General features: G+C 72.4%; 22 protein-coding genes and 1 riboswitch. Of the genes, 10 read left to right on the top strand and 12 right to left on the bottom strand.

From position 1 onward, the window contains the following. Positions 1–3: 3 nt before the first annotated feature. The 5 genes from HNR20_RS23970 to HNR20_RS23950 form a co-directional block, all read right to left on the bottom strand. A complete protein-coding gene (locus HNR20_RS23970) occupies positions 4–750 on the bottom strand; it encodes an alpha/beta fold hydrolase (protein WP_184183906.1) in 747 nt (248 codons plus the stop codon). Between the two features lie 134 nt (positions 751–884). Further along, positions 885–1,721: a C39 family peptidase gene (locus tag HNR20_RS23965; protein ID WP_229687356.1), complete on the bottom strand. Its 837-nt coding sequence runs from the start codon at positions 1,719–1,721 to the stop codon at positions 885–887. Between the two features lie 244 nt (positions 1,722–1,965). Beyond that, a riboswitch (cyclic di-AMP (ydaO/yuaA leader) is annotated at positions 1,966–2,107 on the bottom strand. A 284-nt stretch (positions 2,108–2,391) separates the two neighbouring features. Beyond that, on the bottom strand, positions 2,392–3,162 hold the full coding sequence (locus tag HNR20_RS23960; RefSeq protein WP_184183903.1) for a hypothetical protein: 771 nt from the start codon (positions 3,160–3,162) through the stop codon (positions 2,392–2,394). A gap of 133 nt (positions 3,163–3,295) precedes the next feature. Next, complete coding sequence (locus HNR20_RS23955; protein ID WP_184183900.1) at positions 3,296–3,754, bottom strand: hypothetical protein; 459 nt, start codon at positions 3,752–3,754, stop codon at positions 3,296–3,298. 92 nt (positions 3,755–3,846) lie between these two features. After that, positions 3,847–5,094, bottom strand: coding sequence for an acyltransferase family protein (locus HNR20_RS23950; protein WP_184183897.1), 1,248 nt, complete (start codon positions 5,092–5,094; stop codon positions 3,847–3,849). Between the two features lie 311 nt (positions 5,095–5,405). Between HNR20_RS23950 and HNR20_RS23945 the strand changes: the two genes are divergently transcribed. Both HNR20_RS23945 and pseI read left to right on the top strand, forming a co-directional pair. Then, positions 5,406–6,572 (top strand): glycosyltransferase family 2 protein, encoded by a 1,167-nt coding sequence (locus tag HNR20_RS23945; RefSeq protein WP_184183894.1) that lies wholly within the window; start codon positions 5,406–5,408, stop codon positions 6,570–6,572. A 133-nt stretch (positions 6,573–6,705) separates the two neighbouring features. After that, on the top strand, positions 6,706–7,758 hold the full coding sequence (pseI, locus tag HNR20_RS23940; protein ID WP_184183891.1) for a pseudaminic acid synthase: 1,053 nt from the start codon (positions 6,706–6,708) through the stop codon (positions 7,756–7,758). A 274-nt stretch (positions 7,759–8,032) separates the two neighbouring features. Here pseI and HNR20_RS23935 read toward each other — a convergent pair whose 3' ends face one another. Genes HNR20_RS23935 through HNR20_RS23920 form a run of 4 tightly spaced genes read right to left on the bottom strand, consistent with a single transcriptional unit; the run spans position 8,033 to position 10,754 of the window. Continuing rightward, positions 8,033–8,500 carry a hypothetical protein gene (locus HNR20_RS23935; RefSeq protein ID WP_229687357.1) on the bottom strand — a complete coding sequence of 156 codons (468 nt, stop codon included), beginning with the start codon at positions 8,498–8,500 and terminating at the stop codon, positions 8,033–8,035. Further along, positions 8,484–9,239, bottom strand: a complete 756-nt coding sequence (locus tag HNR20_RS23930; protein WP_184183888.1) for an SDR family NAD(P)-dependent oxidoreductase — start codon at positions 9,237–9,239, stop codon at positions 8,484–8,486. Before HNR20_RS23930 ends, HNR20_RS23935 begins: the two co-directional genes overlap by 17 nt. Further along, on the bottom strand, positions 9,232–10,506 hold the full coding sequence (locus HNR20_RS23925) for an AMP-binding protein (protein ID WP_184183885.1): 1,275 nt from the start codon (positions 10,504–10,506) through the stop codon (positions 9,232–9,234). The genes HNR20_RS23930 and HNR20_RS23925 overlap by 8 nt, the downstream gene beginning before the upstream one ends. Then, the gene (locus HNR20_RS23920; protein WP_184183881.1) at positions 10,503–10,754 is read right to left on the bottom strand and encodes an acyl carrier protein; all 252 of its coding nucleotides are present in this window, start codon (positions 10,752–10,754) and stop codon (positions 10,503–10,505) included. Before HNR20_RS23920 ends, HNR20_RS23925 begins: the two co-directional genes overlap by 4 nt. A 100-nt stretch (positions 10,755–10,854) precedes the next feature. Here HNR20_RS23920 and HNR20_RS23915 point away from each other — a divergent pair, with 100 nt between their 5' ends. Continuing rightward, the gene (locus HNR20_RS23915; RefSeq protein ID WP_184183878.1) at positions 10,855–11,364 is read left to right on the top strand and encodes a GNAT family N-acetyltransferase; all 510 of its coding nucleotides are present in this window, start codon (positions 10,855–10,857) and stop codon (positions 11,362–11,364) included. A 102-nt stretch (positions 11,365–11,466) separates the two neighbouring features. Here HNR20_RS23915 and HNR20_RS23910 read toward each other — a convergent pair whose 3' ends face one another. Continuing rightward, positions 11,467–13,203, bottom strand: a complete 1,737-nt coding sequence (locus HNR20_RS23910; RefSeq protein WP_184183875.1) for a glycosyltransferase family 39 protein — start codon at positions 13,201–13,203, stop codon at positions 11,467–11,469. A gap of 365 nt (positions 13,204–13,568) precedes the next feature. On the opposite strand from HNR20_RS23910, the gene pseB reads away from it, so the two are divergent. From pseB to HNR20_RS23875, 7 genes are all read left to right on the top strand, one after another. Then, positions 13,569–14,552: a UDP-N-acetylglucosamine 4,6-dehydratase (inverting) gene (pseB, locus tag HNR20_RS23905; RefSeq protein ID WP_184183873.1), complete on the top strand. Its 984-nt coding sequence runs from the start codon at positions 13,569–13,571 to the stop codon at positions 14,550–14,552. Further along, positions 14,549–15,706, top strand: coding sequence for a DegT/DnrJ/EryC1/StrS family aminotransferase (locus tag HNR20_RS23900; RefSeq protein ID WP_184183855.1), 1,158 nt, complete (start codon positions 14,549–14,551; stop codon positions 15,704–15,706). The genes pseB and HNR20_RS23900 overlap by 4 nt, the downstream gene beginning before the upstream one ends. Positions 15,707–15,716: 10 nt before the next feature. After that, a complete protein-coding gene (locus tag HNR20_RS23895; protein WP_184183852.1) occupies positions 15,717–16,565 on the top strand; it encodes a hypothetical protein in 849 nt (282 codons plus the stop codon). Beyond that, a complete protein-coding gene (locus HNR20_RS23890) occupies positions 16,555–18,384 on the top strand; it encodes a class I SAM-dependent methyltransferase (RefSeq protein ID WP_184183848.1) in 1,830 nt (609 codons plus the stop codon). Before HNR20_RS23895 ends, HNR20_RS23890 begins: the two co-directional genes overlap by 11 nt. Before the next feature lie 20 nt (positions 18,385–18,404). Beyond that, the gene (locus HNR20_RS23885) at positions 18,405–19,157 is read left to right on the top strand and encodes a cytidylyltransferase domain-containing protein (RefSeq protein ID WP_260322363.1); all 753 of its coding nucleotides are present in this window, start codon (positions 18,405–18,407) and stop codon (positions 19,155–19,157) included. Continuing rightward, positions 19,154–20,239, top strand: coding sequence for a PseG/SpsG family protein (locus tag HNR20_RS23880; protein WP_184188878.1), 1,086 nt, complete (start codon positions 19,154–19,156; stop codon positions 20,237–20,239). Before HNR20_RS23885 ends, HNR20_RS23880 begins: the two co-directional genes overlap by 4 nt. 158 nt (positions 20,240–20,397) lie before the next feature. After that, a complete protein-coding gene (locus HNR20_RS23875; RefSeq protein WP_184183845.1) occupies positions 20,398–21,033 on the top strand; it encodes an alpha-ketoglutarate-dependent dioxygenase AlkB in 636 nt (211 codons plus the stop codon). 155 nt (positions 21,034–21,188) lie between these two features. Here the strand turns inward: HNR20_RS23875 and HNR20_RS23870 are convergent, their stop codons facing one another. Next, positions 21,189–21,707: a TrmH family RNA methyltransferase gene (locus HNR20_RS23870; protein WP_184183842.1), complete on the bottom strand. Its 519-nt coding sequence runs from the start codon at positions 21,705–21,707 to the stop codon at positions 21,189–21,191. Positions 21,708–21,943: 236 nt separating this feature from the next. After that, complete coding sequence (locus HNR20_RS23865) at positions 21,944–24,427, bottom strand: DNA gyrase/topoisomerase IV subunit A (RefSeq protein WP_184183840.1); 2,484 nt, start codon at positions 24,425–24,427, stop codon at positions 21,944–21,946. Positions 24,428–24,444: the final 17 nt, after the last annotated feature.

Here is a 24,444-nt window from a genome sequence, read left to right as displayed (position 1 = left end):
CGCTCAGCGGTACGCGTCCAGCAGCGCCAGCACGGCCGCCGGGTCCTCCACGTGCGCGTTGTGCCCGAGACCGGGCAGCGTGGCGACCGGTACGCCGTACTCCTTGAGCTGAGCGTCGGTGACCATCGGGTCGTGTTCGCCACGCGCCAGCACCACCGGCACGTCGGTCGCCGCCAGCAGCGCGGCCAGGTCGGGTTCGCCGACGGCGAAGGCGGTCGGGTCCATGGCGAGGCGCCACCGGCCGTCGACCTGGCGCAGCCCGGCGTCCACCACCGGGTGGTCCGGCGGGATCAGGCCGGCCAGCCCGGCGACGCGCAGGTAACGGCGGGCCGCCTCGGTGCGGCTGGCGAACCAGCTCACCGGTCGCGCGGCCAGCTCGGCGGCGCGGGTCAGCTCGGCGGGTGACCAGAGCGCCTTGATGCCCAACCCGACCACCGCGTCCACCGGTATCCCGGCGGCGCGGGCGGCCAGCGCGAGGCCGACCACCCCACCCAGCGAGTGCCCGAGCACGACGACGCGGTCGTCGGAGGCCAGGCCCTGCGTGATCTGCCGGGCGAAACCCTCGAAGGAGTACGACGGCAGCGGCGCCGCCCAGCCGTGGCCGGCGAGGTCCGGTGCCAGCCACCGCCCGGGCCAGTGCTGCTCCAGCAACGGCGCCCAGGGCAGCCAGACGTCCCCGGTCGCCCCCATCCCGTGCAGCAGCAGCAGGACCGGCCTACGGTCCGCCTGACCAACCGATTCATCCACCACGGCCGCAGTCTGCCACGGTTCACCGCCCCGGACGAGAGTCGTCGATGGCGGCGCACGGCGAACCACGTCGGAAAGACACCGCGGGCGCCGGCCCCTCGTGAGGGACGGCGCCCGCGGCGGTCAACGTGCCTGTGTCAGGCGGAGTAGCCCCGGCTGGCGATCCAGTTGGCCAGGTCGATCGTGGTGATCCAGTACGACGGGTCGGCCGGGTTCGCCGAGTCGGCGATCCGCACGGTCCGGCCGTTGTCCTTGTAACCCACGACGGCGATGTAGTGCCCGCCGCCGTAGGAGTGCCAGCCACCGTCGGTGTCGGTGGCGTCGCCGACGACGTTGGCCACCACGCCCCGGCCATCGGTGATGGCCTTGACGACGTCGGCCTGGAGCCGGTCCATCTGCGCCGGGCTGGGGGCGCCGGCGAACATCCGGGTCCGGTACGGGGAGCCCTTCACCTCGGCGTTGAGGACCCGGGTGGTGTCCTCAGCCGAGTTGGTGCCCATCTCGGTGGTGCCCAGTTCGGCACCGAGCTCCTCCTGGGTGCGGTCGATGCCGGTGGCGCTGAGCGCGTTGCGGGTGGCCGCCGGGCCGCAGTTGTAGTACGTGTTCTGCGCCTCGTAGTCGTAGTCGAGCACCTTGGTCGCCGGCGGCTTCGGCCGCTCCGGCTTACGGGTCAGGTCCGGGTTGCTGCTGGCCTTGGCGGCGGGAGACGCGGCGCTGGTGGCCGGAGCGGCGGTGGTCGGCGCGGCGCTGGCCGAGGGGGACGCGTCGTTCGCCTCACCGAGGGAGGCGACGGTGTCGCTGCGCATCTCGGCGACCGTGGTCGCGGTGCGCTGACCGGCCGGGGCGTCGTCGGCGCCGGCGAGCAGGGCGCCGGTGGTGGTGGCGATCACGAGGGCCGCGGCGGAGGCAGCGACGATCTGGTACGGGCGCTGGGTGGCGAAGCGTCGGAGTTGACGCTGCATGGTGTGCTTCACGGGTCCTCCACGGATCGGGGGGAGAGCGGCACACCGGGGCCGGACCGGTATCCGGGCAGGCGTCAGCGCACGGACCGTGGTCCGCGGATGGTGAACCGCTCAGGGGAACGCCCGGCGGGGCCGGGCGGGAAAGGCGATGACCCGGGGGGTCAGCTCACCGTCACTGGACGAATGAGCGGGGGCACCGCTGCGCCGTGGAGGCGAGGGAACAACCGAGGGGTGGAAAGGTGCTGCACGAGTTTGGAACTCCTTCCGACACCGCCTACCGGGTTAGCTGACGGATTCGGGCGGGAAGATCGCCCTACCGCAGGCCGTGGCTCGCGGATTCACCCCGGACTTACTGATGGGTCCCCGGTTCGTTGATCACGATTGAGCGGGTCGGCGCGGCGTCGCCTCTTGCGATCGGTTACCGCACCGGACGGGACGACACTACTGGCCTGTTCGCACGCTGCCAAGCAAGGTTCACCTGCGTAAACCCGATTTGCTGCGGCAATTTCTGCGCGTATTGCCGATGATGTGACTCGATGGGACAACCGGTTACGGTGACGCCTGTGGGCGACAACCGGACAGGCCGCCGATAATGCGGCCAGAATCACGGGAAAGATCGAGCCGATCGCGCCGGACGCCCGATTTTGGAATGGCGTGACGGGGCTCACGTAACGGATCGGGCTCAACCCGCGCGAGCGGGGCGCCACCGTGTCACGAGGGCGGGACGGAACGCCCTGCTCGCCGCCCGTTGGGCGGGTGCCCGGCTCGGCCGCAACCGGGCCGCTGCCGCGTACGCCTCCTCGGCGAGGGTGCGCGCCGACTCGGCGGCCAGTTCCGCGTCCCGCCAGGCGGCCCGCTCCTCGGTGGCGGCAGCCTGGTAGTCGGCCAGCCTCGCGTCCCGGATCGTCCGGCTGAGCAGCGCCTCCTGCTCGACCGGGTGCCGTCGGGGATCCCAGCCGTGCCGGTGGGAGAACACGTCACCGAGCTGCGCCATGGTCAGGTCGCCTCGCCAGTACGCCGCCGTCGCCGCGCGGTGCAGGTAGCGCTCCCGGGATGCGTACTCGGCGGGGGTCCGGGGTGTGTGCGGGGTGGGCAGCGCCGCCGACCCCGCGAAACGGTGGGCGGCGGTGTCCGCCTCGTCGTACCCCGCCCAGGCCTTCTCCAGCTGCTCCTGAGCGGTGAGCCAGGCATCGCGTCGCCGCCGTGCCGTCCTGGCCGCGCCAGCCGCGGCGACGGTCACCTCCTCGGCGTACCGGCGCAGGTCGATGGCCTCGGCTGCGGCCACCTCGCGGGCGGTCGGCGCGGCCGGGAGCGGATCGTCCGTCGGCCGTTCCCGCTCGGGGCGGGCGACCAGCACGGCGAGCACGCCCATTGCCAGCAGGAACAGGGTCGACCAGATGGCAGCGGCCTGCGGCACCTCGGTCACGAACTGGTAGAAGACGATGGTCTCCATGGTCGGCACCTCGGGGAGAGAGCAAAGCGATGGGGAGCCCCGCCGGCCGGTTGGCCACGGCGGGCCACGGATCGGCGGGGTGCGGAGCTGGTGGGTCGACAGGCGCGGCGACGGGACAGTGCGTCCCGGTGACTCAGCGCCCGGGTGGGCCCCGGGGAGCCCAGCCGCGCGGACCGTCGACGAGAGGCAGCCGGTCGGCCCCGGCCGCGCACACCGGCAGCACGTCGGTCGCGGCGGCGCCCACGCCTGCGGGCGGCGCCGGCTTCGAGCCGACCGACCCTGCCGGGGAGGACTCCTCGACGACCCCCACGCGGACCGCCTGGGCCGGGTGCACGGCACCCTCTGGCGAGGCCGGCCGGCAGGACGCCACCAGCGACCCGGGCACGAACGACGACGGCACGGCGCTCGGTGCTGACAGGGCGCTCGGTGCTGACACGGCGCTCGAGGTTGGCACGGCGCTCGGGCTGGGCACAGCGGCCGAGGCCGGGCCCGCGCCAAGCGCCAGGGCCGCCAGCACGGCGAGGCTGGTCAGCACCCGCGTTGCCCAGCGCGCCACCCACCACAGCGGACAGGTGAGCGCGACGGGAAGCACGTCCCCACGCTACCGCCGCGCCGACCCGGGCGCACCGGCCACGGGCGTGTCGGCGCACGCCGCGCCGACCCTGCTGACCAGGGTGGACGGTGTCAGCGCGAGTCGACGTACGTTGATCGGCTGTCGGCCTGGTCGGCCCCGCCGGCGGCGTCGCCGGCCTCGGCTCGCGTCCCGACGCCCTCGGTCTGGTGGACGTCGTCGCCGGCGGCCTGGTTTCCGGGCGCGCGTTGCTCGGGGACGGGCGGCCGGGCCGGACGACGCGGCGCGAGTCGGCGCATCAGCGGGGTCTCGACGAAGCGGTGCAGCAACCCGGCGAGGACCAGGTTCACCAGCAGGAAACCGAGCACCGCGGCCGGGCCGCGCCAGCCCTCGAAGCCGGTCCCCCAGTCACCGCTGAGGCGCAGCACGCTCGTCATCACCAGCACGTGGACCAGGTAGAAGGCGAAGGACACCTCACCGAGCCAGACCAACGGCCGGGACCGCCACGGCGAGCGCTTACCCCGCACGTCGGCGTCCGCGGCGGCGGCGATCACCAGCAGGTACGCGACCGCGAGCAGAGTGGTCCACAGCTCGGCACGGATCCACTCCGCGGCGGCCACCCACGTGCCCACGAAGATGAGGCTGGCCGCCGTCAGCCCCGGACCACGCCAGAGGCCACGGCGCATCAGCTCGGCCGCCACCGCGCCCAACCAGAACTCCAGCGACCGTACGGGCGGGAAGATCTGGGTGAACCACCACCGGCTCACCTCCGGCACCAACTGCTGGGCCGGCCAGAGCGCGAGGATCAGCAGCGGCAGCGCGACGATCAGCACCCAGAGCAGCTTCGGCCGGGCCCGACGCAGCAGCGGCAACGCCAGCGGCAGACACAGGTAGAAGAAGAACTCGCAGGAGAGCGACCAGCTCACGGTGTTGATGCTGTAGAACCAGCCCGGCCGGGGATCCCAGGCCTGCAACAGCAGCAGGTTCTCCAGCGCGACCGTTGGCAGGATCGGGTCGGCGAACCACCAGGCGACCAGCAGCGCCGCCCCCCACAGCACCAGATGGTTCGGGTAGATCTTGGCAACCCGACGCCGCCAGAAGACGCGCCGGGAGTCACCCGCGCGGGCCGACCAGACCAGCACGAACCCGCTGAGGATGAAGAAGAACTGCACCCCGGACAGGCCGAGGGTGAACAGCGCGTCGACCACGGCCTTGTAGTCCGGCTCGGCGATGATCCGCATGGTGCCCGCGTGGAAGCCGAAGACCAGCAACGCGGCGATCCACCGCAGCCCGGTCAGCGAGGGCAGGCGGGCTGGTGCGGGGGCGGGCCGGGCCGTTGACACCGCTGCGGCGCTCGTCATGCCGGGCCTCCGAAGCTCGGCAGGGTCACCAGCACGTCCGTATCCTCCTCGGCGCGGCGACGGACGGCGCGACGGCGACGCCCGCGACGGCCCGGCAGGGCCGCACCCGGGGCACCCTACCGGGTCACTCCCGGGTGAACCGGACGCGTCCCACCGGCCGATTGCCGGACGGGCAGGCCACCGTCTCCCGGGTCCGAGAACCGCCCGGCGAACGGCGTTAACCTTCTGCTGGGCGGGAGTTCAGAGACTTCACCATCAGCGGCCACGTGAGGTTCCGGGGCCGGCCACCCGGGTCGTCAAAGGTGGCGGGCGTGGTCAATGAGCCGACGCACGCACCGCTGCTGAGCATCGTCGTGCCCGTGTACGGCGTCGAGGCGTACCTGTACCAGTGCCTCGAGTCGATCCGGGCCGACGTCCCGGTGGGCGAGTCGGAACCGGTTGAGTTGATCGCCGTCGACGACGCCTCCCCGGACGGCTGCGGGGACATGCTCCGCTCGTACGCCGCCGGCCGTGACGGTGTGCGCGTCGTGCACCTGAGCAGCAACGTGGGCCTGGGGCTGGCCCGCAACGCCGGGCTCGACGTGGCCACCGGCCGGTACGTCTGGTTCATCGACAGCGACGACTGGTTGCCGCCGGGCACGATCCCCGCGGTGCTGGACCGGCTGCGCCAGCACCAGCCCGACGTGCTGATGCTGGACCACCTGCGGGTGCACGAGGACGGCCGGCGGGAGGTCGACGCCAGCAGTCACCTGCTGCGCGGAATTCCCGCCGTGACCCGCCTGGACGACCAACCGCAGCTACTGCGGGTACAGCACACCGCCTGGAACAAGGTGGTCCGCCGGGACTTCCTGGACGAACTGGAGCTGTGCTTCTTCCCCGGCTGGTACGAGGACATCCCGTTCAGCCATCCGCTGCTGATCGGTGCGGAGAAGATCTCCGTGCTGGACCGGGTCTGCTACCTGTACCGGCAGGGTCGGCAGGGCGCGATCACCTCCACCCGCAGCGGCCGGCACTTCGACGCGTTCGACCAGTACGAGCGGCTGTTGGACTGGGTCGAGCGCAAGCACCCGGACGAGGGGTTGCAGGCCGAGCTGTTCCAGCTGATGATCAGCCACTACCTGGTGGTCGTCGGCAACGACGACCGGCTGCACCCGCACCTGCGGCGGGACTTCTTCCACCGGGCCGCCGAGCACTACCGTCGGTACCTGCCCACCGGCGGCTACCCGCTGCCCTCGGGCGTGACCGGGCTCAAGCACCGCCTCGTCGGGCGCGGTGACTGGCTGGCGTACTCGGCGTTGCGCCAGGCGCACCGGGTCGCTGGTCGGCTCCGTCGGAGCGGCCCAGCGGTTGGCGCCGGCACCGCCCCGGTCAACGCCGACGAGGACCCGGGCCGAGGGGCGGGCGCCGCGACGATGCGGGACGACGGGCTCGCCACGACCGAGCGGCGCGACGCGCTGGCCGGGGGCCGCCTGCAGTGACCGCCCCCACCGCACACCACGCCGGGAGCCGGGTCGGCTCCCGGCGCCCTGGTTTTCCAGGTCGTCCGCCCGCCGGGTGGACGACGACAGCACCACCGCACCCCGGTGCGGGCGTACCTGAGCAGAGGTCGGAATGACGGCGACAATCAAGATCGGACCGCACGTGGTCGGTGCCGGGGAGCGACCGTTCGTGGTCGCCGAGATGTCCGGCAACCACAACGGCGATCTGAACCGGGCGCTGGCCATCGTCGACGCGGTGGCCGAGAGCGGTGCGCACGCGCTGAAGCTCCAGACGTACCGGCCGGACACCATCACGATCGACGTCGACACCCCGGCGTTCCGGATCTCCAGCGGGCACGAGCTGTGGGGCGGGGAGAACCTGTACCGCCTCTACGAGCGCGCGCACACCCCGTACGAGTGGCACGCCCCGATCTTCGAGCGGGCCCGCGAACGTGGCCTGACCGTCTTCTCGTCGCCGTTCGACGCCACCGCCGTGGAGCTGCTGGAGTCGCTGGACGCGCCCGCGTACAAGATCGCCTCTTCGGAGCTGGTCGACCTGCCGCTGATCCGGCTCGTGGCCAGCACCGGCAAGCCGATGGTGATCTCCACGGGGATGGCGACGGTCGCCGAGATCGACGCCGCGGTGCGCACCGCCCGTGACGGAGGCGCGGCGGGCATCGTCCTGCTGGCCTGCACCGCGTCCTACCCGGCTCCGCCGGCCGACAGCAACCTGCGCCGGCTTCCGGTGCTGGCCGGCGCGTTCGACGTGCCGGTCGGGCTCTCCGACCACACGCCCGGCATCGGGGTGGCGGTCGCCTCGGTGGCGCTCGGCGCCTGCTTCATCGAGAAGCACGTCACCCTGGACCGGGCCGACGGCGGTGTCGACTCGGACTTCTCCCTGAACCCGGCCGAGCTCGCGGCCCTGGTCGCCGAGTCCGGTCGCGCGTACGCGGCGCTCGGTGGCACCGCGATCGGCCCGACCCCGGCCGAGCAGGAGGGGCTGCGGTTCCGCCGTTCCCTCTTCGTGGTCGAGGACGTCCGCGCCGGTGACCCGGTGACAGCGCAGAACGTGCGGTCGATCCGGCCCGCCGGCGGCCTGCCGCCCGTGGAGATCGACCGGGTGCTGGGCCGCACCTTCGCCACCGACGTCCCGCGCGGGACCCCCCTCAGCTGGGACCTGATCTGACCGGCAGCCCGGGCTGCGCTGGCCGAGCGGGCACGATCGGCCCGCCCCAGCCAGCCCGGTAGGGCAAGTCGGGTGGGCCAGCGCCTGTAGAGCTGCCCCGCACATGGGGCGGGCAGCCCGCTACCGCTGAGCGCACGGGTTCGGGGCGGACGTTCCGGGCAGCCCTCGCGGTCGGACGTTCGGGGCGGACGTTCGACCGCGAGGGCTGCCCCATATCGGGGGCAGCTCTACAGGCACCTACTGGACAGGCCACCCGAGCTCGTCAGAGGTCGTGCTACCCAGCCACCTGGTGACTCAGCCGCGCCATCGGCACGGTGCCCGGTGCCGGGACGAAGCCGACGGTGACCACCAGGTCGGCCAGCCAGAGGGTGCGCCAGACGGCCGACCCGTCGGCCGGCGTACTCAAACCGTGGCGACGCCACCATGCCGCCACCGGGACGTCGGCCAGCTTGCAACAGCACTCCGCACGGGTCCACCGCGCCCAGAAGTCCTCCACCCCGAACCGACGGGCCAACGCCGGGGGCACCGGGGCATCCGCGCGTTCGGCGTCGACGGCCACCCGCCACCCCGGCGTCCGCGGGCCGTACCAGCCGACGCAGCGCCCGTCGTCGAGGTGACTGCGGGTCATCGCGTCGGTCAGGTCGGCGGGGGCGCCGATACGCAGGTGCCGTTCGGCGACGGCGAGCAGCCCCGGCACCGGACGGGGCCGGACCAGCCGGTCCAGGTCAGATGGAGGCGGCACCGTCCACCACGATGACCTGGCCGTTGATGTTGGTGTGCTGAAGCAGCAGCATCCGCACCACCGGCGCGACCTCCGCCGGCTCGGTCAGATGACCGGTCGGGGTGCGGCGCACGATCTGGTCGAGCTGGGTGGGGCCGAGCACGGCGGACATCTCCGAGGCGAAGAAGCCGGGCGCGACCGAGTTGACCAGCATCCGGCCGCCCAACTCCCGGGCGAGCGAACGCGTGGCGGCGTCCATGCCGCCCTTGGTGGCCGAGTACGCGACCAGGCCCGGGAAACCGCGCTGCCCGCAGATCGAGGTGATGTTGACGATCCGCCCGCGCAGCCCCTTGGCGAGCATCCGGCGGATCACCAGCCGGGTCAGCTGCAGCGGGGCGGTCAGGTTGGTCTCGATGATCCGGGCGATGTCGTCGGTGGCGGTGTGCGCGTGCAGGGAGTCCTGCCCCATGGCGGCGTTGTTGACGATGCCGTCGATCGGGCCGAGGTGCTGCTCCACCTCCCGGACGAAGCTCTGCGCGGCGCGCAGGTCGGTGACGTCCACCGACCCGACGTGCACCCGGTCCGGGTGCTCGGCGGCGAGCTTCTCCAGCTCCGGGGTGACGGTACGGGCGAACGGAGCCACCCGTACGCCCGCGTCGAGCAGGTCGTTGACGATGGTCAGGCCCAGCCCCCGGGAGCCGCCGGAGACGAGGACCACGGAGCTGGGCGGAACGAGCTGGGTGTCGGCGGGGTCAGACATCGCTCTTCAGGGTCTCCTTGACGGGAATCTCGGTCAGTACGCGGATCCGGCGTGGCACCGCGTGCTCGGGAAGCTGGTCGGCACACCAGCGGACCAGCGCGCCCTCGTCGGGCACGCTGGTGTCGGCGGGACCGGCGGGGGTGAGGACCACCTCGGCGACCACCATCCGGCCGAGCACCGGGGCGCGTCGGCCGGTCACGCGGGCCCAGGCCACCGCCGGATGCCCGGTCAGCACGCCGCGGACCACGCCGGCGGAGACCTTGCTGCCGCCGACGTTGATCTCGTCGGAGTCCAGTCGGCCGGTGATCAGCACCCGGTCGTCGAGCACCTGGACCCGGTCCCCGGTGCGGATCGGGCCGGCCAACCCGGCGCCGTGGTACGGGGAGGTGATCACCAGCTCGTCGTCGCGTACGGAGAGCGTCGGCCGACCAGGTATTTCCCGGTCCAGCCAGTCGACCGGGAAACCGGCCCGCCCGTCGTGCACCACAATGGACGCCCCCACCTCGGAGGAGGCGTAGATCCAGGAGATCCGGGCCGTGGGGAAGACCTCCCGCAGCTGGTCCAGGATCGCCTGGTCCACCGGCTCCCCGCCCAGGGTGATCTGGCGCAACGGCACCTTGGCCAGCGCGGCGGCATCCCGGTAGAGGGTGCGGCGCCAGAAGGTCGGGGTGCCGGACGCGGCGTCGACCCCGTGCGCGGCCGCGACCGTGGGCCAGTCGTCCAGCTCGTCCGGCTCGACCACCACCAGGTGCTGGCCGGGCTGGGTCAGCGACAGGGTGACCACCTGCCACCAGGCGTACGTGCCGGGGGCGTACGGGCAGAGCCAGGTCCGATCGGGCTGCTCGGCCCGCACGGTGGTCAGCGTGTCGAGGGTGTGCCCGACCCGCTTGGGACGCCCCGTCGAGCCCGAGGTCAGCAGCCAGAGTCGGCCGGGCTCGGCGGCTCGCGGCCGGGCCGGGACGCTCAGGTGCACCCCGTCGTCGTCCAGGACGCCAACGGTGAAGCCGGCCTCCAGCAGCTCCGTACGCATCGCCGCGTCGACCCGACTCGGGGTGCTGAGCAGCAGCTCAGTGCCGTGCACGGCGTGCTGCCGAGCGGCGGTGAGCGCGTGCACGGCGGAGTGGGCGAGCACCGCCGCGGGGTCGGGCAGCGTCGGCGTCGGCAGCGAACGCCAGGTCAGCGCGGTGCCACCGACGACGACCCGGTTGTCGACACCGGCCGGCTCCGGGTGCGCGGATGCGGGGTTACGCGCCGTCGCGACGGTCACTGGTGCTGAAGCTCGACGAGGAAGTCGAGAACGTCTCCGACGGTGGCGATGCGGCGCAGGCCGGGGGCGTCGAAGTTGAGCTCCTCCCCCGTCTCGTCCTCCACCCGAAGCGCCAGCTCGGAGAAGTCGAGCGACCGGAAGCCGATCTCCCGCAACTGCGCCGCGTCGTCCGCGGGCAGCTCCTTGTCCTGGTTCTCCAGCACCTGAGCCATGAGGTCGCGGATCTGCGCGCGACTCAATTCGTTCATGCGCCGCAGTCTACAACCCAACGAATGCATATCTGATTTCCCGGTAGGCCCGGGTAAGGTGCCGGGACCCGACGTGAACAGATAAGAAAGCGAGACGCACGTGCTGCGCGAAGCGACGGCGGACGACGTTCACCTGATGTTGTCCTGGCGTAATCAGGAAACCAACCGCCAGGTCAGCAAGACCAGCCACGAGATCACCGCCGAGGAGCACGCCCGGTGGTGGTCGGCGGTCCGGGACGACCCGTCCCGGCGGGTGCTGATGTATGTCCGCGACGACCTGCCCTGCGGTGTGGTCACCTTCTTCGACCTGCGGCTGGACGGCCCGCGTACCGGCGCGTGGGGCTTCTATCTCGACGCCGACGGGCTGGACGAGCGGGGAGAGACGCTGCCCGCCTGGCTGGGCGTCATGCGGGAGGCCGTCGAGTACGCCTTCGACGGGCTGCACCTGGACCGGCTCGACGGCGAGGTGCTCGGTCACAATACCGTCGTACGACAGATGAACCGGCGTTTCCGATTCGTCGAGGGCACGCCCCGGCAGGAGTTGTCCAACGGCCGGGAAATCACCGTCATCCCGATTTCCCTGGCTCGGGCAGACCGCCGTCAACGCTGATTGTCGAACCCATTTCCGCAATGGACCGGAGTCATTAACCGCCGGTGCTCCCGGTGGACATCCGCCGTTCACGGATAGCGGTGTCCACCGGGCTGCGGCGGCTCAGGCCCGACGCCAGGCCGCCCAGTGCTGCACCGGGTTGCCGCCGAGCCGGACGAAGCCGTACGCCGTGCCGTCCCAGTCGTCAACCTCGCCGGGCGCCCAGCGGGCGAACACCACCTGCGCCGCGGCCGGCGGTTGCCCGATGCCGAACCACCGAACGTCGGTCCAGGTCACCTGGTGGCTGAGGTTGAACCGCAGGACGTAGTGCACACCGGTCGAGGCCCACACCCGCTCGCCGGGGCGTACGCCGACGTCGGCCACCCCGGGCGTCGGCGCGCTGCTGGCGATGGCCGGCCGCACGACGTGTTGGTCGATCACCTGCATGGTGGCGAGGTTGACCACGACGAGGACGCCGAGCACCGGCAACCGCAGTCGGGGCACCAGGACCGCCGCGACGAGCAACAGACAGCCTGCGATGCCGACCAGCGACCCGACCACCGGCCGCATCTCCCGCCAGCCCGCGGTCAACGCCACCAGGTCCGGCGCGCTGAAACCGCCGTAGCGCAACCGGTGGCCCTGGCTCGCCACGTACGCGAGTCGGACGGCGATCAGCGCACCGCCGCCGATCAGCAGGGCCACCGCGACGGCCGCCCGGCGCAGCACCACCCGCCGTCCGGCGGTGAGCAGCACCCCGAGCCCGACCAGCAGCCAGAACGGCGCCAGCATCTGCACGTAGCGGCCGTAGATCGCGTCCAGCGGCTTGCCGGTGATGCCGGCCAGGATCACCGACGCCCCGCCGGCCACGCCGACGGTCACCACCAGCGCCACGCCCATCGTCCAGCGGGCGGCGTCGCCGTGCCGTGGGCGCCACAGCTCGCGGACGGCGGCGGCCCAGGCCACCCCGGCCATCCCGAAGGTGATCACCACGAGGTACCAGAGCTGGGTGCCGACGCCCGCGCTCACCCGGACCACTCCCTGGATGGAGGCGACCGCCTCGACCGTGCCGCCGCCGGGGGTGCTGCCGAGCAGGTAGACCTTGTTGCCGAGGTAGCGGATGGCGGCCTCGTTGACGAGCGCCATGGCGAGCACCGGCAGCAGCGCGGCGAGCACCGCGGGCGGGCGGATCCGGCGGCGGACGAACAGCAGCAGGACGAACCCGGCGTGCACCCCCACGATCACCAGGCCGCGGGAGTGCAGCAGATGGAACCCGCCGACCAGCAGACCGACGGTGGCGGCGGCGAGCGGCCCGGGCCGTCCGATCCAGCGGTGCACGGCGAGCAGCCAGGCGACCACCAGCGGCGCCATCACCGTGTCGATCATGGCGATGCCCGCGTAGAAGACCGTGGCCGGGAGGGTCGCCGCCGCGAGGGCGCTGAGCAGCGCGTGCGAGCGGCGCAGCCGGAGGAGGCGGCGACCGAGCAGGTACGCCAGCGGCAGCAGCGCCGAGTTCACCATCGCGTTGATCAGCTGGACGATCCGGTAGCTGTCGCTGAAATCGCGGTCGCCGAGGAACGCCGGCGAGATCAGCATCGGGTAGCCGACCCGGCGCAGCAGGTCGTTCTCGCTGCTGAAGCCGCCCGGCCCGCCAGCCAGCGCGCGGGCGGTGTTCAGGTAGCTGTCCTCGTCGGTGTGCGCGATCGGCAGCAGGATGTGCCGGGACAGCCACATCCGCCAGGCGACGCTGAGCACCCAACCGACGACCAGCAGCACCGGCACCAACCAGCGCCGCGCGGGCGCCGAGTCCGTCGACTCCGCCGCAACCGCCGGCCGTTCGATCACGTCGCTACCGGATGCCATCAACGCCTCCAGAATTGCCGGCCGGACCGGGCCCGCGCAGACCCGGCGGGCACGTCGGCCCGCGCCGGTGACGCTCGGGGTGACCCGCTCGCACCGAGTCGGTGCGGATGTCGGGTGAACGCGGGAACCGGCTGCGGACAGGGCTGCCGGGTCACTCGCGCGGTCACTGTAACGGCCCGATCCGACCTGGTCAGGCCCGTTACGGGTTGGTCGAAAGTGTTTGCCTACGCGGTGCTCGCCATTCACAGGAGCAGGGGCCGTGGTTAACCCACGAGCGTCGGGGAGTTAACCCGCCATGGCTAGCGTGTCACCCCGGTCGGCCGGCCGAGGGCCGCCGGTTCATCCACGATCACGGGAGCACCAAATTGAGTGAGTTGAATGGATCGTCCATTCTGATCACCGGGGGAACGGGTTCCTTCGGCAGGACCTTCCTCCGGCACATCCTCACCGAGGCCGACCCGGCCCGCGTGGTCGTGTTCTCCCGCGACGAACTCAAGCAGTACGAGTTGCGCCAGCAGCTCGGCGACGACCCGCGGCTGCGCTGGTTCATCGGCGACATCCGGGACCGGCACCGCCTCACCCGGGCCATGCACGGCGTGGACCACGTGGTGCACGCCGCCGCGCTCAAGCAGGTGGACACCGCGGAGTACAACCCCTCCGAGTACATCGCCACCAACATCACCGGCTCCCAGCACGTCGTCGACGCCGCGATCGAGGCCGGCGTCAAGAAGGTCATCGCGCTCTCCACCGACAAGGCGTCCAGCCCGATCAACCTGTACGGCGCGACGAAGCTGGTCGGCGACAAGCTGTTCGTCTCGGCCAACCACTACGCCGCCCAGCACCCCACCCGGTTCGCCGTCGTGCGCTACGGCAACGTGGTGGGCAGCCGCGGTTCGGTCGTCCCGCTGTTCCGGCGGCTGGCCGCCGAGGGCAAGAGCCTGCCGATCACCGACAAGCGGATGACCCGCTTCTGGATCACACTCGACCAGGCCGTGCAGTTCGTCATGGACTCGTTCGACCAGATGCAGGGTGGCGAGCTGTTCGTGCCGCGCATCCCGAGCATGCGCATCCTCGACCTGGTCGAGGCCGTGGCCCCGGACGCCACCACCCACGAGATCGGGATCCGGCCGGGCGAGAAGCTGCACGAGGAGATGATCGCGCCCGACGACAGCCGGCGGACGCTGCGCGCCGACGGCCGGTTCATCGTCCAGCCGACCATCGCCACCTGGGGCTACCAGCCGCCGGTCGGCTGCGACCCGGTGCCGGACGGCTTCGCCTACCAGTCGGACACCAACGACGAGTGGCTCACCGTCGAGCAGCTGCGCGACATGCTCGGCATCACCGCATGACGGGAATGCTCCCGTACGGCCGGCAGTCGGTCACCGAGGACGACATCGCCGCCGTCGCCGACGTGCTGCGCGGCGACTGGCTCACCACCGGGCCGCAGGTCGACGCGTTCGAGGCGGACCTCGCCACCTGGACCGGCGGGGTCGGCGTCACCGCCGTCTCCAACGGCACCGCGGCGCTGCACGTGGCGTACGCGGCCGCCGGGGTTGGTCCGGGCGACGAGGTGGTCGTCCCGCCAATGACCTTCGTGGCGACCGCCAGCAGCGCGGTCGCCCTCGGGGCGAAGATCGTTTTCGCCGATGTCGAGGACGAGACCTTCTGCCTCGACCCGGCGGCGGCCGCCGCCGCGGTCACCTCGCGGACCAAGGTCGTCTCCGCGGTCGACTACGCCGGCCACCCTGCCGACTACGACGCGCTCCGCAAGTCGGTCGAGGGCAGCGACGCGCTGCTGCTCGCCGACGCGGCGCACTCGATCGGCGGGACCTACCACGGCCGGCCGGTGGGCTCGCTCGCCGACCTGACCACGTTCTCGTTCTTTCCCACCAAGAACCTGACCACCGCCGAGGGTGGCGCGGTCGCCGCACTGGACCCGCGGGTCCTGGAGCGGGCCCGTCGGTTCCGCAGCGTCGGGATGGTCCGGGAACGCGACGAGCTGCGCCACCCGGACGAGGGCGGTTGGCACCAGGAGGTGCACGAGTTCGGGCTGAACTACCGCCTGCCGGATGTGCTCTGCGCCCTGGGCCGCAGCCAACTGCGCCGGCTCGGCGAGTTCAAGGCGCGGCGGGCCGCCCTGGTCGCCCGCTACGACGAGGCGCTGGCCGATGTGGACGGCGTGCTGCTGCCGACGCGCAAGTCGTGGGCCGACCCGGCCTGGCACCTCTACCCGATCCGGGTGCTCGACGGGCGTCGCCGCGAGGTGTACGACCGGATGCGGGCCGCCGGCATCGGCGTCCAGGTCAACTACATCCCGGTGCACTGGCACCCGGCCTTCGCCGACCTCGGTTACCGGCGCGGGTCCTGCCCGGTGGCCGAGTCGTTCTACTCCCAGCAGCTGTCGCTGCCGCTCTACCCGGACCTCAGCGACACCGACCAGGATCGCGTCATCGACGCGCTGACCGCGGCCCTGCGGGTCGGCTCGGTGCGTACCGCCGCCTGATGGGAACCTGATGCACCACGCCAACCACTTCTACGGCCACGCGCACGTGCTGGCCCGCTATGCCGGTCTTGGCGACCGGCACCCACCGCGGATCAACGGGTACGTGCAGCACGGCTGGAACATCGGTGACGGCCTGGCCCCCGGTCACCCGTACGCCGAGCGCACCCCGAGCCTGCTCTGGTCGGAGCAGACCCGCCGACGGGCCTGGTCGGTGGGGCGGCGCAACGTGGTCGTCATCGGAGCCCCGTTCATCTACCTGCTGGCCATGCGCCCCGAGGAACCGCCGGCCGAGGAGCGGGTGGGCACCATCTGGTACCCGTTCCACGGCTGGGAGGGTCAGCACGTCAAGGGCGACCACCGGAAGTTGATCGCGCTGATCCAGGAGACCGAGCCCGGCCCGGTCACCGTCTGCCTCTACTGGCACGAGTACCGGATGCGCAGCGTCCGTCGGCTCTACGAGCGCGCCGGCTTCCGCGTGATCTGCCACGGCTACCGGGGACACTGGTGGAAGGACACCGACCCGGAGTTCCTCGACAAGCAGTTGACCGAGCTGCGTCGACACCGCCGGGTAGCATCCAACCGGCTGACCAGTGCGATCTTCTACGGCATCGCGGCCGGCTGCGAACCGGCGGTCTACGGCGACCCGATGATCCTGTCCAACGAGGACCCGACGTTCGGCGGGACGGCCCGCATCCGCCGTCAGTGGCCGGAGCTGCACGGCGCCGAGGTCGACCTGCCCACCGCGGTCGAGATCGCCCGCGCCGAGCTGGGCATCGACCACCGCTGCACGCCGGCAGAGCTGCGCGAGCTGCTCGGTTGGGCGAACCTCCAGGAGGAAGAGGACCACCGTGACGACTGAGACGGCACCCGCCGACCGGATCACCCTGCCGGGCGGCGAGATGCTGGCCTGGTCCGACCTGCCGCAGGAGCGCCTGGCCGACGGTGGGCCCGTCGCCGCGCTGGCCGCCCGGCTCGTGCCGCCCGGCGCCCGGGTCCTGGTGGCCGGGCCGCACGACCCGGCCCTGCTCGACCAGCTCGGCCACGCCGAGGTGACCTGCCTGCTGCGCAGCCACCCGGACGCCGTCGCGCTGGCCCAGCGAGCCGCCCACGTGGTGGTGGGTGGCCCGGCCGGGTTGCCCGACGACGAGACGTACGACGTGGTGATCGCCGCAGCCGGGCTGGACCCGGTGGAGTCGGTGGAGGGCACCCGGCTCGGCTGGGACCGCGTGCTGGCGCGACTGGTCGCCGCGGTACGGCCGGGTGGCGCGCTGCTGCTGCGCCTGGACAACCCGCTCGGCCTGCACCGACTGGTCGCCACCACCCCCTGGTACGCCGGCCGTGACGATTCCGCCTGGACGATCGGCGGAGTGCTCGATCGCACCCACCCGGCCAACCGGGACCAGTTGCGCGAACGGCTCACCGCGGCGGAGCTGCAGCCGGTCGCGTGCTGGGCCGCGTACCCCGACGCCAGCACCCCGACGGCGCTGCTCGACACCGACCACCTCGACCGGGATGCCGGCTCCGGCCTCTTCGACGCGGTGCTGCACGGCGCGTGCGCCGGAGGTTTCACCAACGACACCGTGCTCCAGGACCCGGCCCGGCTGGCGGTGGACGCGCTGCACGCCGGACGCGCCGCCGACCTCGCACCGGGCTGGCTGATGCTCGCCCACCGGCCCGCCGACCCCGCGGCCCCGACCACGCCATCCGTCGACCGGGACCTACCGGTGGCGCTGGTGCAGACCGGGCGCCCCGGAATCGGCGTACTGGAGGTGCTGCACGGCCCGTCGGGATGGCGGTGGGGGCTCACCGCGGCCACCGGCACGACCGTGCCGGCCGCCGCGCCGTTCGCCAGCCGCGAGGCCGCGTACCGGGACGCGGACGCGCTGTCCGGGCCGGTGCCGTCCGGCCGGCTGCTGCGTACCCTGCTGCTCGACGCGGCCCTGCGCCGCGACCTGGCGACCCTGCGCACGCTGCTGCACGGGTACGCGGGCTGGCTCGCCGACCAGGCCGACACCGACGGCCGGATCGCCGGCGCCGCGGCGCTGGCCGGCACCGACAACGTGGTCGTCGACGGCGAGCGGTACGCGGTGCTCGACCCGAGCTGGCGGGCCACCGACGCGCTGCCCACCGACGTGGTGCTGGCCCGCGGGCTGTGGCGCTTCGCGGCGGGCCTGCTCACCGGCGGATACGCCCACCCGTGGTCGTCCACCCTCGACGTCGCCGGTCTGACCGTGGTGCTCGGCGGGCTCACCGGCCACGACGTGGACCGTGCGACCGTCGCCGAGGCGGTGGAGGCCGAGGCGGCCATCGCCGCCGCCCTGCACGGGCTGGACCACGACGGCAGGGTCAACCTCGCCACCGAGCTGCACGCCGTGGCGCCGACCGACCCGCCGGTCGGCGCGGACAGCTACCAGCAGCTGCGCGAGGCGTGGCTGCGACAGCGTGAGGAGCTCACCCGGCTGGCGGCACTGACCGCATGGACCGAGGAGCTGCTCACCTCGCGGGAACGGGCGCTGCGTCGCGCCGAGACGACGATCGGCCTGCTCAGCGGGTCGCTCAGCTACCGGGTGGGCCGGCTCGCCATCACCCCGGCCCGGCTGGCCAAGCGCGGCGCCCGCGCCGCCAAGCGCCGGGCCGTCGCGGCGCTCGCCCCGCCGCAGCAGGAGGAGCAGCAGTGACCGGCGTACCGGCGCACGGGTTGGCCCCGACCGACGGCGCGGAGCCACGGATCGTCGGCATCGTGCAGGCCCGGATGGGCTCGTCCCGGCTGCCCGGCAAGGTGCTCCGCCCGCTCGCCGGGCGTTCCGTGCTGGGCCGGGTGGTGCGTGCCGCGCGTGACAGCGGCGTCCTGGCCGACCTGGTGGTCGCGACCAGCACCGACGTGGTCGACGACGCCGTCGTGGCCGAGTGCGAGCGGCTGGGCGTGCCCTGCCACCGCGGGCCCGTCGACGACGTACTGGACCGGTTCGTGGGTGCTCTCGCGGCGCACCCGGGAGACGCGGTCATGCGGTTCACCGCCGACTGCCCACTGCTCGACCCGGAGATCATCACCCTGGTCGCGTCGGTGTACCGGGCGGTCCCCGGGCTGGACTACGCGAGCACGTCGATCGCCCGCACCCTGCCCCGAGGGCTGGACGTCGAGATCATCCGAGCGGAGACGCTGCGCACCCTGGGCCGGCTCGCCACCGACCACCACCGGGTGCACGTGACCTCGTACGCGTACACCCATCCGGAGCTGTTCCGGGTGCTCGGCGTGACCCTCACTCCGGACCGCTCCGCGCTGCGGCTGACCCTCGACACCGAGCAGGACTGGGCACTGGTCAGCGCCGTCATCGACCACTTCGGGGACGTCAACGTGCCGCTGGCCAAACTCGCCGACTGGCTCCACGGGCAACCCCGACTGCGCGCGCTCAACGCGGACGTACGTCAGAAGCAGCTGGAGGAGTCCTGAGCACCCTCCGGGTCGGGTTGCGCTGCGACGCCGGGCCGCAGCGCGGCGTCGGCCATCTCGTCCGCTGCCTCGCGCTCGCCGAGGAGTTCCTCGCGCGCGGCGCCCACGTCGCCGTGTTCGGCACCGTCGAACGCCTCCCCTGGGCCACCGCAGAGCTCACCGCGCGGGGCATTCCCCTGCACCCGGGCCCGGAAACGCCGGCCGAACTGGTCGAGGCAGCCCACCGCCACGAACTGGACGTGCTGGTCCTCGACTCCTACGAGCTGGACCCGGCCGGGGCGGGCGCCCTGCGCGCCGCCGGCGTGTTCACCCTCGCCGTGATCGACGGAGACAGCCGAGGCCAGGTCGCCGACCTCTACCTCGACCAGAACTTCGGAGCGGAGCTGCCGGGGCCGGCTTCCGCCGCGGAGCCCCCGGTGTTGCCCGGTCGGCTGCTCGCCGGCAGCGGGTACGCCCTGCTGCGTGACTCCGTGATCACCGCCCGGCCACCGGTTCCGCCGCCCGCCACGACGGTCAGCCGACCCCGGGTGCTGGCGTTCTTCGGCGGCACCGACGCGGTCGGTGCGGCGCCGGTCCTGACCCGGGTGCTGGTGGCCACCGGCCATCCGATGGACCTCACGGTCATCGTCGGTCGACCCGAGATCGAGGCGGAGGTCGAGGACGTCGCCCCCGGCCGCGGGCAGATCATCCGGCCGGTCCCGCCCACCAGCGCACTGCCGAAACTGATCACCGAAGCCGACCTGGTGGTCAGCGCCGCCGGCACCTCGACCTGGGAACTCTGCTGCCTCGGCGCACCCGCCGCGCTGGTCTGCGTGGTCGACAACCAACGTGAGTCGTACGGCCGGGTGGTGCGGCACGGCCTGGCCGCCGGCCTCGGCGAGCTGCCGGAGCTGACCGCCGCCGGGGTCGCCGGACGAGCCGCCCGCGCGACGGCGGCGCGGACCCTGCACGGGCTGCTCAGCTCGCCGCAGCGGCGCGCAACGCTCGCCGCACAGGCCTGGTCAACCGTTGACGGGCAGGGCCGGGCACGGGTCGTGGACGCGGTACTCGACGCCGTACGCGCCGCCGCCGTCTCCGACTGACCGCAGAAGGTCAAGGTCACGCTCGATCCTGGAAATAGTCCCCTCGAACGCACGGGAGGGCACTGCATCCAGGATCGAGCACGATCTTGCCGAGTAGCAGCGGGCCGGCGCGAACCACTCCTAGCACGGGTGTACGAAAGTGCTGCTAGGGTGGCCGCATGACGCAGGCCGCCTACCAGCCGTCGATGCTCGACCTGACCGACGCCGGGCCAACCCTGGGGCCGCTGCCCGGCGTGATCCGCCGACACCAGCTCAGCCGGAGCGCCTGGGTCGACCACCTCCCCGGCTGGGTGCACGGCTCCGACACGATCCTCGACACCCTGCTCACCGAGGTGCCCTGGCGGGCCGAGCGGCGCACCATGTATGACACCGAGGTCGACGTACCCCGCCTGCTCTGCTGGTACGACGGCGAGGCTCGACTGCCCCACCCCGTGCTCACCGAGGCACGGGCCGCGCTGACCCGGCACTACGCGCCCGAGTTGGGCGAACCCTTCGTCACCGCCGGCATGTGCCTCTACCGTTCCGGCCGGGACAGCGTCGCCTGGCACGGCGACACCATCGGCCGCTCCGCGCACACCGACACCATCGTCGCGATCGTCTCCTTCGGAGCACCCCGCCCGCTGCTGCTCCGCCCACGCGGCGGTGGCGACAGCCTGCGCTTCCCGGTGGGCCACGGCGACCTGATCGTGATGGGTGGCTCGTGCCAACGCACCTGGGAGCACGCCATCCCGAAGACCACCCGCCCGGTCGGCCCCCGAGTCAGCGTCCAGTTCCGCCCACACAACGTCGCCTGACCCCACCCCGCCCCACGTCGACCCCAGCCCAGCCCAGCTCGTCGATCTTGCACATTCGGACGTCGTTGTGCCCCTTTTGGGGCGCACTGTCGGGGCAAGAACTGCAAGATCGGCGAGGGCAGGGGGCGAGGGGCGAGGGCGGGGCGGGGTGGCGGCTAGAGGAGGCCGGCTAGTTTGTAGAGGACCAGGGAGCCGGCTACCGCGACGTTCAGGCTGTGGCCCTGGCCCACCATGGGAATCTCCACCGCCGCGTCCAGATGGTCGAGCGCCTCGGGCGGGATGCCGGTCGCTTCGTGCCCCAGCAGCACCACGGTGCGGCCCCGAGCGGCGGGCAGATCACCGAGCCGGACAGCCTCGTCGGCCAGTTCCACCCCGAGGACCCGAGTCCCGGCGGCCCGTTCGGCGGCCAGCCAGCGCAGCGGACTGCCGACCCGGTGGACGCAGCCCGGCCGGCGCAGCGTGTTGCCCCGGGCCACGGCCTCGTCCACCCAGGGAAACGGAGGCACGGCGAGGCAGGCACCGACCGCGTCGCACGTACGTAACAGGGTGCCCAGATTCGCGCCGTGCATCGGCCAGAGTGGGGCGGCGATCAGGTGACCCCAACAACGGTGTGGCCGGGGACGGCGGGCGGCGCGCAGCTCACGCCTCGGCCGGACCCGGATGGCGGCGCTCACGCCGCGCCGGCGACTCCGCCGGACAAAGGAGAAATCATGTTGAGGGGTGCTTAGCGGCGCACCCGGACCCTCACCGACAACAGAGCCCTCACCATACCGCGTCGACGAACGCCCCACTCCGCATGATCGCGCTCGATCCTGGATCGAGTGGTATCGCCACGTCGGTGATGCCACTACTTCCGGGATCGAGCGCGATCTTCGGCGGATCTCAGGCCGGGCCTGCCGGGCGGGTGGGGTCAGTCGCGTTCGATGACGTGGCCGACCACCGTTGGGCCGAGCATCACCGCGAAGCCCGAGCCGTCGCGGCGTGGGTCCGCCGCGGGCAGCTCCACCGGGTCACCGGTGCCGGTCGCGCCGACCGGACGCGGACCCACCCACGCGACGGCCACATCCGTCTCACCCTTGAGGAAGCGGTGCGCGCGCACCCCGCCGGTGGCCCGGCCCTTCGCCGGGTACGCCTTGAACGGCGTCACCTTGACCGTCGCCCCGGTGGAGGTGACCACCATCGGCTCGCCATGCCCCGGGTCGTCGGTGCGTACCGCGCCGAAGAACGCCACCCGCGCCCCGGCCGGCAGACTGATGCCGGCCATGCCGCCACCCTTGAGACCCTGCGGACGGACCAGCGCGGCGGGGAACCGCAACAGCGACGCCTCCGAGGTGACGAAGGTCAGCGTCTCGTCGCCGTCGGTCAGCCAGGTCGCCCCGACCACCTCGTCGCCCGCACGCAGACCGATCACCTCGAACTCGTCGGAACGCACCGGCCACTCCGGCGCGCAGATCTTCACCACGCCCTGCCGGGTGCCCAACGCCAGCCCCGGTGAGCCCTCCGCCTGCCCACCCAGCGGGGCCAGGCCGACGACGGTCTCCCCCGCCTCCAACGGCACCAACTCGGCCGCGGACATGCCACCCCGCAGCGACACCGTGCCGGCCTGCTCGGGCAGCACCGGCAGCGGCAGCACGTCGACCTTGAAGGCCCGACCGGCACTGGTCAGCAACAGCACCCGACCACGGGCGGTGGAGTGCACGATCGCGCGTACCGTGTCGTGCTTGACCCGGCCGTTGCGCCGGCGCCCCTCGGCGCTCTCCTCCGACTCGGCCGCGGTCCGGGCGACCAGCCCCGTCGCGGAGAGGATCACCTGGCACGGGTCGTCGGCGACCTCCAGCGGGCCAGCCGGCGCGGACGCGGCCAGCACCTCCTTGAGGTCGCCGTCGACCAGCGTCGTCCGCCGTTCGGTGGCGAACTGCTTGACCACGGCCGCCAACTCGTCGGAGACCACCTTCTTGAGTACCCGCTCGTCGTCGAGGATCGCGCTCAGCTCGGCGATCTCCGTGCGCAGCCGCTCCTGCTCGGCCTCCAGTTCGATCCGGTCGAACTTGGTCAACCGGCGCAGCGGAGTGTCCAGAATGTAGGTGGCCTGGATGTCGGAGAGACCGAAGCGGCTCATCAGCCCGTCCTTCGCGGCCTGCGCGTCGTCGCTGCCACGGATCAGCCGGACCACCTCGTCGATGTCCAGCAGGGCGATCAGCAGACCGTCGACCAGGTGCAGCCGCTCCTGCCGCTTGCGCCGGCGGTACGAGGTGCGCCGGGTGACCACCTCGTACCGGTGGGCGAGGAACACCTCCAGCAGCGCCTTCAACCCCAGCGTGCGGGGTTGCCCGTCGACCAGGACCAGGTTGTTGACGCCGAACGACTGCTCCAGCGGGGTCAGCCGGTAGAGGTCGGCGAGCAGCGCCTGCGGGTTGACCCCGACCTTGCACTCGACGACGAGTCGGGTGCCGCTCTCCCGGTCCGTGAGGTCCTTGACGTCGGCGATGCCGGTCAGCCGCTTGGTCTTGGTGACCTCGTTGGTGACCGCCGCGATGACCTTCTCCGCGCCGACGCCGTAGGGCAGCTCGACCACGGTGATGGCCTGGCGACCCCGGCTGCCCTCGATCGGGCCGATCTCCACCTTGCCGCGCATCCGCACCACGCCGCGCCCCGTCTCGTACGCGCGGCGCACCTCGTCCAGGCCCAGCAGCACGCCACCGGTGGGCAGGTCGGGGCCGGGAACGAACTCCATCAGCTTGTCGAGACTGGCGTCCGGGTGGTTGATCAGCCAACGAGCCGCCTGGACCACCTCGGCCAGGTTGTGCGGAATCATGTTGGTGGCCATGCCGACCGCGATCCCGGACGCACCGTTGACCAGCAGGTTGGGGAAGGCCGCCGGGAGCACGGTCGGCTGGGTCAGCGACCCGTCGTAGTTGGGCTCGACGTCGACGGTGTCCTCGCCCAGCTCACCGACGAGCAGCATGGCCTCGCGCGACATCCGCGCTTCGGTGTAGCGCGACGCGGCCGGTCCGTCGTCCGGAGACCCGAAGTTCCCATGCCCGTCGATGAGCGGCACGTTGAGCGAGAAGTCCTGCGCGAGGCGGACCATCGCGTCGTAGATCGCCGTGTCGCCGTGCGGATGGTACTTACCCATGGTGTCGCCCACGATGCGGGCGGACTTCACGTGCCCACGGTCGGGACGGTAGCCCTGCTCGTACATCGACCAGAGGATGCGCCGGTGCACGGGCTTGAGGCCGTCACGGGCGTCGGGCAGGGCGCGGGAGTGGATGACCGAGAACGCGTATTCCAGGTAGGAGTCGGAAACCTCGGTGACCAGTGGATTGTCGAAGACCCGCGCGCCGGCCTGGTCGAACGAGGAGAGGTCGACCTTGTTTTCCTTGCGCCGTGCCATGACTCAGCTCTCCACTC

It is taken from the genome of Micromonospora parathelypteridis (assembly GCF_014201145.1).
Classification (GTDB): domain Bacteria; phylum Actinomycetota; class Actinomycetes; order Mycobacteriales; family Micromonosporaceae; genus Micromonospora; species Micromonospora parathelypteridis.
This window is presented reverse-complemented; position numbering and strand designations above follow the sequence as displayed.

Coding starts and splice junctions, on each gene's coding strand:
- HNR20_RS23960 (WP_184183903.1), bottom strand. CDS start 3,162: ATGGAGACCATCGTCTTCTACCAGTTCGTGACCGAGGTGCCGCAGGCC.
- HNR20_RS23950 (WP_184183897.1), bottom strand. CDS start 5,094: ATGACGAGCGCCGCAGCGGTGTCAACGGCCCGGCCCGCCCCCGCACCA.
- pseI (WP_184183891.1), top strand. CDS start 6,706: ATGACGGCGACAATCAAGATCGGACCGCACGTGGTCGGTGCCGGGGAG.
- HNR20_RS23930 (WP_184183888.1), bottom strand. CDS start 9,239: ATGTCTGACCCCGCCGACACCCAGCTCGTTCCGCCCAGCTCCGTGGTC.
- HNR20_RS23920 (WP_184183881.1), bottom strand. CDS start 10,754: ATGAACGAATTGAGTCGCGCGCAGATCCGCGACCTCATGGCTCAGGTG.
- HNR20_RS23910 (WP_184183875.1), bottom strand. CDS start 13,203: ATGGCATCCGGTAGCGACGTGATCGAACGGCCGGCGGTTGCGGCGGAG.
- HNR20_RS23900 (WP_184183855.1), top strand. CDS start 14,549: ATGACGGGAATGCTCCCGTACGGCCGGCAGTCGGTCACCGAGGACGAC.
- HNR20_RS23895 (WP_184183852.1), top strand. CDS start 15,717: ATGCACCACGCCAACCACTTCTACGGCCACGCGCACGTGCTGGCCCGC.
- HNR20_RS23875 (WP_184183845.1), top strand. CDS start 20,398: ATGACGCAGGCCGCCTACCAGCCGTCGATGCTCGACCTGACCGACGCC.
- HNR20_RS23865 (WP_184183840.1), bottom strand. CDS start 24,427: ATGGCACGGCGCAAGGAAAACAAGGTCGACCTCTCCTCGTTCGACCAG.